Genomic DNA, 10,316 nt, shown 5'->3' with positions numbered 1-10,316 from the left:
CCCCCCCCCCCCCCCCCCCCCCCCCCCCCCCCCCCCCCCCCCCCCCCCTCCCGGTCGTCGCGACGCCTCTCCGCCCCGTCCGCGGCTCCGTCTGCGCCGCGCCCTGTCCGCGCCTCTCCGCCCTGTCCGCGCCTCTCCGCTCCGTCTGCGCCGCGCCCTGTCCGCGCCGCGCCGTCCTGTCGCGGCTCCTCGCCAGGCTCCCTCGCGTCCCGTCCCTCGCGTCCCGTCCCTGGCGTCCGTTCCCCGGGCCCGTCAGTCGCGCGTCAGCGACAGCGCCTGGTCCAGCGCCTGGAGGAATCGGTTCACCGTCGCCCGGTCCCGCACCGCCAGCCGCAGCCACTCCTCGTCCAGCCCCGGGAACGTGTCCCCGCGCCGGACCGCGAACCCCAGGACCCGCAGCTGCCGGCGGACCGCGGCGGCCCGCGGCAGCCGGACGAGCACGAAGGGGCCCTCGGCCGGCCCCGCGACCCGCAGCCCGTCCGAGGCGAACTCCTCGAGCCCGGCGACGAGATGGGCCCGGTCCGCGGCGATGCGGTGCGCGGCCTGCGCGGCCTCCGCCAGCGCCCGCGGTTCCACACACGCCTGTGCGGCGGCCAGCGCCGGCGTGGACACCGGCCACAGCGGCTGTGCCCGCTCCAGCTCGGCGATCGTCTCCGGCGCGGCGAGGACGTAGCCGATCCGCAGCCCCGCGAGCCCCCAGGTCTTGGTCAGGCTGCGCAGCACCACCAGACCGGGCACGTCCGTCCGTTCGGCGAGAGCCTCCCGTTCGCCCGGCACCGCGTCCATGAACGCCTCGTCGACGACCAGCGTCCGTCCGGCCCGCGCCAGCCTCCGGACCGTGTCCGCGGGGTGCAGCACCGACGTGGGGTTCGTCGGATTGCCGATCACCACCAGGTCGGCGTCGTCCGGAACGGCCCCCGGATCCAGCCGGAAGCCGTCCCGCGCGCGCAGCAGCACCCGGCCCACCTGGTGCCCGGCGTCGCGCAGCGCCGCCTCCGGCTCGGTGAACTGCGGATGCACGACCACCGGCCGCCGCACCCGCAGGGCCCGCGCCAGCAGCACGAAGGCCTCCGCCGCGCCCGCCGTCAGCAGCACCCGCTCCACGGGGAGCCCGTGCCGCGTCGCGACGGCCGCCCGCGCGGCCCGCCCGTCCGGATAGGCCGCGAGGCCGTCCAGGGACGCGGCGACACGCTCGAGCAGCCAGCGCGGAGGCGTGTCCGCGCGGACGTTCACGGCGAGATCGACCAGGGCCGAGCCGTCGTCCCGCGTCTCGGCGTCCCCGTGATGGCGCAGGTCGTGCCCGCCGTCGGGAACGCCGGCCAGGCCGTCGGTGTGCTCGTCAGCTTGTCCGTCAGTGTGCATGGGAGTGCGCGTTTCCATGTCCGTGAGGGTGATGCCCGGGTGGGGGATGTCCGTGCGGGTGGCGCCTGCCGAGGCGGCCGGTGCCGTCCAGGTCGAGGCCGGGGTCGGGACCGGACCCGTCGCCGCCGGGTGCGGCGAGGGACGGCGGTCGTGCGGCGCGTCGGGGGTCGGCGGGGCCGTCGCGGTGACCGCGGACGCGGGCCGGGAAGCGGTCTTCAGCTCGCCGGCGTCGTCCGGGGGCGTGCGCGCGGTTTCGGCGGGCCTGTCCGGCAGGCCGGAGTGGCCCGGCCGGCGCGCTACGGCGCACGTCGCCCTCGCCGGCGTCCCGGCCGACCTGCGCTTGGGCAGCACGAGCTCACCGCCGCCGATCAGCGCGGCCGCCTCCGCCACCGACGCGGTGCCCAGGGCGGCGAACGGCGCGTCGGAGGGGTGGGGCACCGTCACGTCCGCCAGCTGCCGCGCGGAGTACGTCACCACGGGCACCCCGAGCCGGCGGGCGGCTTCCACGAGGCCCGGTTCGCCGGCCCGGACGTCGACGGTGGCCAGCTCGGCGAGGTCGCGCACGGACCGTCCCGCCTCGCGCAACGCGCTCTCCACGAGCTCGAGCACCTCGGCGGCGGGCACACCCGTGGACGCCCCGACCCCGACGACGAGGGAGGCCACCGCGTGCCCGCCCGCGGTCTTGGAGGACAGGGGGACGCGCCCGGGGCCGGCGGCGGCGTCGGTCATGCGGGCACGTCCTCTCACCATGGCCTGTAATGACTGTGCGGTTTCGGCGGTATCGGCGGTCTCGGCGGTTTCGTCAGGGCTTCGCGCCGTCAGATCGCGGCGCGGATGTGCGCGATCGGGGGTCGATCGGATAGCAAGGGTCCATGGCGGTCTTCGTCGCGCTCGGCGCGTTCCTCATGACGCTGGCCGGCGGCTGGACGGCACAGCACGTGACCGACCGCCGCCACCTCGTGCTGGGCCTGGCCGGCGGCCTGATGCTGGGCGTGGTCGGCCTGGACCTGCTGCCGGAGGCGCTCGACGCGGCCGGCGCCGAGGTCTTCGGCGTACCGGCCGCGCTGCTGCTGTTCGTGGCCGGGTTCCTGCTGGCCCATCTGGTGGAACGGCTGCTCGCGGCCCGCCAGGCCGCGCACGGCGCGGAGGAGGCGGCCCTGCGCGCGCCCGAAGTGGGTCTCACGGCCGCCGCCGCGATGGTCGGTCACAGCGCGATGGACGGCGTGGCGATCGGCGCGGCCTTCCAGGTCGACGGGGGGATGGGAGCCGCCGTGGCGCTCGCGGTCATCGCCCACGACTTCGCGGACGGCTTCAACACCTACACGATCACGAGCCTCTACGGGAACGCCCGTCGCAAGGCCCAGGCCATGCTGGTGGCGGACGCGGCGGCCCCGGTCGCGGGCGCGGCGTCGACGTCCTTCGTCACCATCCCGGAGCAGGTGCTCGGCGGCTATCTGGGCTTCTTCGGCGGTGCGCTGCTGTACCTGGCGGCCGCCGAGATCCTCCCCGAGGCCCACCACGAGCACCCGGCGCGCTCGACCGTGCTGTGCACGATCGCGGGCGCGGCATTCATCTGGCTGGTGGTCGGACTGGCGTCCTGAGAGCCTGTGCACGAGCGTCGGAAGGGCGCCGGTCACGGCCCGCGGCTCCGGCTCCCCGACGGCCCGCGGCCCTGGCTCCGGCTCCTCGACGGCCCGCACGACCGGCCCGCCGCTCATGACGTCCGGCACCTCTCCACGAACCGGCGGACCACACCCGGCTCGGACGCCCAGTGCGTGTGCAGATAGCTCGCGTGCACACCCCGCTCCACGAACCCCTCGAGCCGCCGCTGCGGGGTCCGCAGCCCCCACGCGGGGGTCGCGCCCGCGCCGGGCTCCACGACGGTCCGGTGGAACTCGTGGCCCCGCATCCGGGTCCCGGCCACGGCCAGCGCGCTGTCGCTCACGGCGACCGCGTCCCGGTATCCGAGCGTGAGCCGTCCGCTCATCCGCGCGGTCGCGTCGAGCACCCCGCACATGGGCTGCCCGTCCAGCTCGCGGCACAGATAGAGCAGTCCGGCGCACTCGGCGGCGACGGGCGCCCCCTGGTCCACGAGGGCGGCCACCGTTTTGCGCAGCGGCTCGTTGGCGGACAGCTCGGCCGCGTACATCTCGGGGAATCCGCCCCCGACGACCAACCCGGCGGTTCCTTCGGGCAGTCGCTCGTCCCGCAGCGGATCGAAGGGGACGACGTCGGCGCCGGCGGCGGTGAGCAGCTCGGCGTGCTCGGCGTAGGAGAAGGTGAAGGCGGAACCGCCGGCGACGGCGACCACCGGCCGGCCCGTGCCCCCCGGCGACGGCCCGCAGGCGCCGGACCGCGGAGCCCGGACGTCGAGGGCCGGTGTGTTCGCGCCCGGGACGTCGAGGGCCGGCGTGTCGAGGGCCGGCGCGGGCACGGCGGCACGCAGGGCCTCGGCCGCGTCCCACTGCGCGCAGAACAGGTCTCCCGCACCGCGCGCCAGCGCGAGCAGCGCCTCGAGGTCGCACCCCTGCGCCACCTGCGCCGCCATGGCCGCGACGGAGTCCACCGCCTCGGCCCGCCGTTCGGCGACCGGCACCAGCCCGAGGTGCCGGGACGGCGTGTCCACCCGCGAGGCCCGCCGCACCACGCCGAGCACCGGCGTCCCGGCCGACTCCAGCGCGTCCCGCAGCAGTTCCTCGTGCCGGTCCGAGGCGACCTTGTTGAGGATCACGCCGCCGACCCGCACCTGCGGGTCCCAGGAGACGAACCCGTGCACGAGCGCCGCCACCGACCGGGACTGCGACGAGGCGTCGACCACGAGCACCACCGGCGCCCGCAGCAGCTTCGCCACCTGGGCGGTGGAGGCCAGTTCGCCCTCGCCCGCGGCCCCGTCGTACATCCCCATCACGCCCTCGACGATCGCCAGGTCGCAGCCGCGCGCACCGTGCGCGAACAGCGGCCCCACCAGCTCCGGCCCGCACAGGTACGCGTCGAGGTTGCGGCCCACCCGCCCGGTCGCGAGCGAGTGGTACCCGGGGTCGATGTAGTCCGGCCCGACTTTGTGCGGGGACACGGCGAGCCCGCGCGCGGCGAACGCGGCCATCAGCCCCGTCGCGACGGTGGTCTTCCCGCTGCCCGAGGAGGGCGCGGCGATCACGAGCCGGGGCACGGAGGAGGAGGCCGAAGGCGCCGGCGGCGGGGGCGCGGACGGCGTCGCGGCGGGGGGCGTCAGCACGGCGTCACCACTCGATGCCCCTCTGCCCCTTCTGCCCCGCGTCCATCGGATGCTTGACCTTCGACATGTCGGTGACCAGGTCGGCGAAGTCCATGAGCTTCTCGGGCGCGTTGCGTCCGGTGATCACGACGTGCTGCGTCCCTGGCCGGTCCCGCAACACCGAGATCACCTCGTCGACGTCGATCCACCCCCAGTGCAGCGGGTAGGCGAACTCGTCGAGCACGTACAGCTTGTACGCCTCGGCGGCGAGGTCCCGTTTGACCTGCTCCCAGCCCTCCCGGGCCTTCTCCTCGTTGCTGGAGTTGTCCCCCTGGAGGTCGCGCTGCACCCACGACCAGCCCTCGCCCATCTTGTGCCAGTCGACGGAGCCGCCCTCGCCGGACGCCCCCAGCACCCGCAGCGCGTTCTCCTCGCCGACCTTCCACTTCGCCGACTTGACGAACTGGAACACCCCGATCGGCCACCCCTGGTTCCAGGCCCGCAGAGCGAGCCCGAACGCGGCGGTCGACTTTCCCTTACCGATGCCCGTGTGCACCATGACGAGCGCCCGGTTGCGGCGCTGACGCGTCGTCAGCCCGTCGTCCGGCACGACACTCGGCTGTCCCTGCGGCATTAAGCGGCCCTCCTCGAAGTCCCCTGCACGTCTTTCACCAGTCCCGCGATGGAATCCGCCCGCAGCTCGTCCAGCGTGACGGCGGTTCCCCCCAGCTCTGCGGCGAGCTCCCCGGCGAGCCCGAGCCGTACCGGCCCCGACTCGCAGTCGACGACCACGCTCGCGACGCCCTCGGCCGCGAACAGCCGGGCGGCCCGTCCGGCCGTCGCGACCGGCTCGGGGCCCCCGGTGGCCCGCCCGTCCGTCACCACGACGACCAGCGCCCGCCGCGCGGGATCCCGCAGCCGCTCCACGCGCAGCACGTCGTGCGCCCGCAGCAGCCCGGCGGCCAGCGGCGTGCGCCCTCCGGTGGGCAGCGACTCCAGGCGGACGGCGGCCGCGTCCACCGACGACGTGGGCGGCAGCGCGACGTCCGCGCCCGAGCCGCGGAAGGTGACGAGCCCGACCTTGTCCCGCCGCTGGTACGCGTCGAGCAGCAGCGACAGCACCGCGCCCTTCACGGCGCCCATGCGCTGCCGGGCGGCCATCGACCCCGAGGCGTCCACGACGAACAGCACGAGGTTCCCCTCGCGCCCCTCCCGGACCGCCTGCCGCAGATCGTCGCGCCGCACCACCAGCCCCGGCCCGGACCGGCCCCGCGCCCGCTGGTGCGGGGCGGCCGCGTGCACGGTCGCCGCCAGGTGCAGCTTGGTCAGAGCGCCCCGGGGGCGCCGGGCGCCCGTGGTCCGGCCGTGCTCGGTGCGCGCCCGCGACCGCCGCCCGGCGGCGCCCTCGCCGATGCCGGGCACGCTCAGCGTCTTGGTGCGGAACGGCTCGGCGGCCCGTACGGGGGACTGCTCCCCGCCTCCCGGGCCGGCCGGCTGCGGCTCCGCGCCGCCCTCCCCGCTCCGCCCGGCGTCGGAGCCGGCGCCGTCGCCCTGCGGCGGCACGGTGGCGTCGCCGGCTGCGTCGTCGGACTGCGGCGGCAGCCCGCCCCCGCCCTCGGGACCGCCCTCGGGACCGTCGCCGGGGCCGCCCTCGGGGCCCTGCGGACCGGGGTCGGGGTCCTCGTCGTCCGATCCGCCGAACTCCTCCAGCGTCTCGTCGAGCTTGTCCTCGTCGAGTCCGGGCGCGTCGAAGGGATTGCGCCGCCTGCGGTGCGGCAGCGCGAGCAGCGCCGCCTGCCGTACGTCCTCCGCGAGCACGTCGGTCCGTCCCGCCCACGCGGCCAGCGCGGTGGCCGTGCGCGCCATGACGATGTCGGCGCGCATGCCGTCCACCTCGAACGCGGCGCAGGTCGCCGCGATCTGCCGCAGCGCCGCGTCGCCCAGCCGCACCGACGGCAGCAGCTCGCGCGCGGCCGCGATCCGGCTGCGCACGGCGGCCTCCTCGTCCGCCCAGCGCGCGGCGAACGCCTCGGGGTCGTCGTCGTGCGCGAGCCGCCGCCGCACCACCTCCACCCGCTGGTCGGGCTCGCGCGAGGCCGCCACCTCCACCGTCAGCCCGAACCGGTCGAGCAACTGCGGCCGCAGCTCGCCCTCCTCGGGGTTCATGGTGCCGACGAGCAGGAACCGGGCCGCGTGCCGTACGGAGACGCCCTCGCGCTCGACGTACGAGGCGCCCATCGCGGCCGCGTCCAGCAGCAGGTCGACCAGGTGGTCGTGGAGGAGGTTGACCTCGTCGACGTAGAGGATGCCCCGGTGCGCGTCGGCGAGGAGCCCCGGCTCGAAGGCCTTCACGCCCTCCGCCAGCGCCCGTTCGATGTCCAGCGCGCCCACCAGCCGGTCCTCGGAGGCGCCGACCGGCAGCTCCACCATCCGCGCCGGCCGGGTCTCGGACGCCCCCGGCTCGTGCGGTCCGTCCGGGCAGGCGGGGTCGGGCGAGGCCGGGTCGCAGGAGAACCGGCAACCGGTCACCGCGTCCAGCGCCGGCATGAGCGCCGACAGCGCCCGTACCGCCGTCGACTTGGCCGTGCCCTTCTCGCCGCGCACCAGCACACCGCCCACGGCCGGCGACACGGCGTTCAGCAGCAGCGCGAGCCGCAGGTCGTCCTGGCCGACGACGGCCGTGAACGGGAAAGGAGTACTCACTTCTCGTTGCCTTCCAACTCGCCCTCCGGCTCGGGACGGACGTCCCGCAGCCGTTCGGTGGTGCCGCGCCGTGGCCACCGGCCGGACTCCCCCGTGCACGGGACGCCGCCGGCCGACGGCGACGGCCCGGTGCCCATGCGGGCGCCCATGCGGGCGCCGATGCGGGCGCGCACGAGGCCGCTCATGCGGGAGCCCCCGGGGGAACGAACGGCAGCCCCGGCGGCGCGCCCGACTCGATCAGCCGCCACAGCGCGTCGGTGTCCGCGTGCTCCTCGATCAGGTCGCCGAGCCGGTCCAGCTGTTCCTCGCGCAGCGCGCCGAACGAGGTGTCGGGAGCGGGCACGAAACGCCGGCCCGCGGCCGCGGCCACCTCGCGCAGGAAGGCCCGCCGGAACCCGTCCGACTCCAGCGAGCCGTGCCAGTGCGTGCCCCAGACCTGCCCCACCCGGCAGCCGTCCAGGGGGTTTCCGCGGTCGTCGCGCAGGAACGCCTCCCCGCCGTCCACGGTGGCCACCCCGTGATGGATCTCGTACCCCTCGACGGGCTCGCCGAGGGCTTCGCCGACCGGGCGGGTGAGGGTCTTCTCCGGGGCGAACCGCACCCGCACGGGGAGCAGTCCGAGCCCGTCGACCCGGCCGAGCCGGCTCTCGACCTCGTCCTCGATCCGCGTGCCGAGGATCTGGTAGCCCCCGCAGACGCCGAGGACGGGCCGCTGCTCGGCGGCCCGGCGCACCAGCGCGTCGGCCAGCCCCCGCTCGCGCAGCCACTCCAGCGCCCGCACGGTGCCCCGGGTCCCCGGTACGACGACCAGGTCGGCGTCGGCCAGTTCCTCGGGCCGGTCGACGAACCGCACGACGACGCCGGGCTCGGCGGCCAGCGCGTCCACGTCGGTGAAGTTGGACATCAGCGGGACCGCGCAGACGGCGACCCGCAGCACGTCCTCGCCGACCGGCGGGGAGGTGTTCGACTCCCGCACGGTTCCCCGCAGCGACACCCTCAGTCCGTCCTCCTCGTCGATCCCGAGCCCGTGCCGGAACGGCAGCACCCCGTACGTCCGCCGCCCGGTGAGCCCGTGCAGCATGTCCAGGCCCGGCTCCAGCAGGGAGACGTCGCCCCGGAACTTGTTGACGAGGAACCCCGCGACCAGCTCCTGGTCCTCGGGCGACAGCAGGGCGACCGTGCCGAAGAACGACGCGAACACCCCGCCCCGGTCGATGTCGCCGACGACGAGCACCGGCAATCGCGCGCTCCGCGCGATGCCCATGTTCACGATGTCGGTCCGCCGCAGGTTGATCTCGGCGGGACTGCCCGCCCCCTCACAGATCACCGCGTCATACGTGCCCCGCAACTCGGCGAGACAGTCGAGAACGGTGCCGAGGAGTCGTTGCTGCCGGCCTCCGTGATAGCCGCGGGCGCTCATCTCGCCCACCGGCCTGCCCAGCAGCACGACCTGGCTGCTGCGCTCTCCGCCCGGCTTGAGCAGCACGGGGTTCATCAGCGCGGTCGGCTCCACCCGGCAGGCCTGCGCCTGCATGGCCTGCGCCCGCCCGATCTCGGCGCCCTCCCGCGTCACGAAGGAGTTGAGGGACATGTTCTGCGCCTTGAACGGCGCGACCTTGACGCCCTGTCGTACCAGCCACCGGCAGATCCCCGCGGTGACGACGCTCTTGCCGGCGTCGGAGGTCGTGCCGGCGACGAGGAGCCCCCCGCTCATGACTGACGTCCCTTCGCGACCAGGCGCGCGGCGACGGTGACGCCGAGCGCGAGCAGACCGACGCGGCGGGAGAGCCGTGCGGCGCGTTCGATGTCGTGCGCGGCGACGGCCCGTCCGGCCGTCCCGTTGAGCACCGGCCGGTGCTCGACCCGTCCGCCGTACGACAGGGTCCCGCCCAGCCGCACCCCGAGTGCGCCCGCGAAGGACGCCTCCACGGGGCCCGCGTTGGGGCTCGGGTGACTGCGGGCGTCGGTGCGCCAGGCCCGCAGCGCGCCGCGCGGATCGTCCCCCGCCGCGGCGGCCAGCACGGCGGTCAGCCGCGCCCCCGGCCACCCGGCGAGGTCGTCGAGCCGGGCGGAGGCCCAGCCGAAGCGCAGGTACCTCGGTGAGCGGTGACCGACCATCGCGTCAAGGGTGTTGACGGCCCGGAACCCGACCAGTCCCGGCACACCGCCCACGGTGCCCCACACCAGCGCCCCGACGACGGCGTCGGAGGTGTTCTCGGCGACGGACTCCACGACGGCCCGGGCGATCCCGTCGGCGTCCAGCGCCTGCGGATCCCGCCCGCACAGATGCGGCAGTCGTGCGCGGGCCGCCTCGACGTCCCCCGACTCCAGGGCCCGCCCGATCGCGCGGGCCTCGCGGACGAGTGAACTGCCCCCGACGACGGCCCAGGTGGCGGCGGCGGTCAGGGCGACGGAGGCGGCGGGGGAGCGGCGCACGCCCCGCGAGGCGACGGCTCCCAGGGCGACGGCGCCGCCGGCGCACACGGCCGTGTGCAGGGCGCCCCACCCCCGGTGGTCCCGCCACAGCAGCCGTTCGACGGCGCCCGCGGCCCGCCCGAACACGGCGACCGGATGCCCGCGGCGGGGGTCGCCGAGGAGCAGGTCGCCGAGAAGGCCGGCGGCGGCGCCGTACGCGTGGACGCGCTCGGCACCCATCGGGTCAGCCGGCTGCGGGGGCTGGGGTCGGCTCGGTGGTGACGCTCGGTCGGCAGCCGCACATGGCAGAGGTCCTCACTCAGGGTGTCCGCGCCCTGGTTCGACGAGACCGGCGGCGAGAGTTCCTGGCTCCCGGGGGCTTCACTCCCCGGTGACAGTGGCGGGACCGCGCCGGACTCGCACCGGCTTCCTCTTCTGCCGCCGTACATGGCCCGGGCAGTCCACCACGGGCCCGGAAGGGCCGTCAACTTGCTGTTGACCTGCGCGGGGAGGATGTGCAGAACCCCACACGGCGGCACCGGCGGGGTTCGGGATCGGGGTGGGGGCGCGGGCACGGGCGCGGGTACGCGGACGAGGTACGGGAACGGGGTGGGGGGGGGGG

8 protein-coding genes and 1 riboswitch are annotated in these 10,316 nt (G+C 76.1%); of the genes, 1 reads left to right on the top strand and 7 read right to left on the bottom strand.

Going from position 1 to position 10,316, the window contains the following annotated elements:
- Positions 1-252 precede the first annotated feature (252 nt).
- On the bottom strand, positions 253-2,091 hold the full coding sequence (gene cobC, locus ACN6LD_RS37945) for an Rv2231c family pyridoxal phosphate-dependent protein CobC (protein ID WP_445045528.1): 1,839 nt from the start codon (positions 2,089-2,091) through the stop codon (positions 253-255).
- A gap of 143 nt (positions 2,092-2,234) precedes the next feature.
- Here cobC and ACN6LD_RS37940 point away from each other — a divergent pair, with 143 nt between their 5' ends.
- On the top strand, positions 2,235-2,963 hold the full coding sequence (locus tag ACN6LD_RS37940) for a ZIP family metal transporter (RefSeq protein ID WP_319192282.1): 729 nt from the start codon (positions 2,235-2,237) through the stop codon (positions 2,961-2,963).
- A gap of 113 nt (positions 2,964-3,076) precedes the next feature.
- On the opposite strand, the gene ACN6LD_RS37935 is transcribed toward ACN6LD_RS37940, so the two are convergent.
- Genes ACN6LD_RS37935 through ACN6LD_RS37910 form a run of 6 tightly spaced genes read right to left on the bottom strand, consistent with a single transcriptional unit; the run spans position 3,077 to position 9,934 of the window.
- Positions 3,077-4,597, bottom strand: a complete 1,521-nt coding sequence (locus tag ACN6LD_RS37935) for a cobyrinate a,c-diamide synthase (RefSeq protein WP_445045527.1) — start codon at positions 4,595-4,597, stop codon at positions 3,077-3,079.
- A gap of 4 nt (positions 4,598-4,601) precedes the next feature.
- On the bottom strand, positions 4,602-5,210 hold the full coding sequence (gene cobO / locus ACN6LD_RS37930; RefSeq protein ID WP_319192285.1) for a cob(I)yrinic acid a,c-diamide adenosyltransferase: 609 nt from the start codon (positions 5,208-5,210) through the stop codon (positions 4,602-4,604).
- A complete protein-coding gene (locus ACN6LD_RS37925; RefSeq protein ID WP_445045526.1) occupies positions 5,210-7,279 on the bottom strand; it encodes a putative cobaltochelatase in 2,070 nt (689 codons plus the stop codon). The genes cobO and ACN6LD_RS37925 overlap by 1 nt, the downstream gene beginning before the upstream one ends.
- Positions 7,276-7,464, bottom strand: a complete 189-nt coding sequence (locus ACN6LD_RS37920) for a hypothetical protein (protein WP_445045525.1) — start codon at positions 7,462-7,464, stop codon at positions 7,276-7,278. Before ACN6LD_RS37920 ends, ACN6LD_RS37925 begins: the two co-directional genes overlap by 4 nt.
- Positions 7,461-8,993, bottom strand: coding sequence for a cobyric acid synthase (locus ACN6LD_RS37915; protein WP_319192290.1), 1,533 nt, complete (start codon positions 8,991-8,993; stop codon positions 7,461-7,463). The genes ACN6LD_RS37920 and ACN6LD_RS37915 overlap by 4 nt, the downstream gene beginning before the upstream one ends.
- Positions 8,990-9,934 carry a cobalamin biosynthesis protein gene (locus ACN6LD_RS37910; RefSeq protein WP_445045524.1) on the bottom strand — a complete coding sequence of 315 codons (945 nt, stop codon included), beginning with the start codon at positions 9,932-9,934 and terminating at the stop codon, positions 8,990-8,992. The genes ACN6LD_RS37915 and ACN6LD_RS37910 overlap by 4 nt, the downstream gene beginning before the upstream one ends.
- 100 nt (positions 9,935-10,034) lie before the next feature.
- Positions 10,035-10,175: riboswitch (cobalamin riboswitch) on the bottom strand.
- Positions 10,176-10,316: the final 141 nt, after the last annotated feature.

It is taken from the genome of Streptomyces sp. SAS_272, assembly GCF_052543235.1.
This window is presented reverse-complemented; position numbering and strand designations above follow the sequence as displayed.

Excerpts from the sequence above, each read along its gene's own strand:
- cobO (WP_319192285.1), bottom strand. The coding sequence starts at position 5,210 with ATGCCGCAGGGACAGCCGAGTGTCGTGCCGGACGACGGGCTGACGACG.
- ACN6LD_RS37940 (WP_319192282.1), top strand. The coding sequence starts at position 2,235 with ATGGCGGTCTTCGTCGCGCTCGGCGCGTTCCTCATGACGCTGGCCGGC.
- ACN6LD_RS37910 (WP_445045524.1), bottom strand. The coding sequence starts at position 9,934 with ATGGGTGCCGAGCGCGTCCACGCGTACGGCGCCGCCGCCGGCCTTCTC.
- cobC (WP_445045528.1), bottom strand. The coding sequence starts at position 2,091 with ATGACCGACGCCGCCGCCGGCCCCGGGCGCGTCCCCCTGTCCTCCAAG.
- ACN6LD_RS37915 (WP_319192290.1), bottom strand. The coding sequence starts at position 8,993 with ATGAGCGGGGGGCTCCTCGTCGCCGGCACGACCTCCGACGCCGGCAAG.
- ACN6LD_RS37920 (WP_445045525.1), bottom strand. The coding sequence starts at position 7,464 with ATGAGCGGCCTCGTGCGCGCCCGCATCGGCGCCCGCATGGGCGCCCGC.